Genomic DNA, 509 nt, shown 5'->3' with positions numbered 1-509 from the left:
ACCTATCGAGCACTGCTTAGTTGCAACAAAAGACATTCGCCTCGAAGACATCAAAACACTGTACTCGCATCCGCAACCGCACCAACAGTGCAGCGAATTCTTAAGCCGTATGAAAAGCGTGAAACTTGAGTCTTGCGCAAGCACAGCAGACGCGATGCAAAAAGTCCAAGAGATGAATCGTGATGATGTGGCCGCAATTGGTAATGCTTCAAGTGGTAAGTTGTACGGCCTGCAAGCGATCCAAGGCAACATCGCAAACCAAACCGAAAACCACACACGCTTTATTGTCGTCGCGCGTAAACCAGTTGAAGTCTCAACACAAATTCCAGCCAAAACGACGTTGATTATGTCGACCTCCCAGGAAGCGGGCTCATTGGTTGAAACTCTACTGGTACTGCAACGCTACGGCATCAATATGACTAAGTTAGAATCGCGTCCAATCATGGGTAATCCGTGGGAAGAAATGTTCTACGTTGATCTAGAAGCGCACCTAGGCTCAACCGAAATGC

General features: G+C 47.7%; 1 protein-coding gene. It reads left to right on the top strand.

The features are described from left to right. The coding region (locus R7Q46_RS30530; RefSeq protein ID WP_318078760.1) for a prephenate dehydratase domain-containing protein at window positions 1–509 on the top strand (509 nt) is incomplete at both ends.

It is taken from the genome of Vibrio sp. 811, from assembly GCF_033339195.1.
The sequence above is the reverse complement of the archived record's forward strand: the minus strand, read 5'-3'. Positions and strand labels throughout refer to the sequence as shown.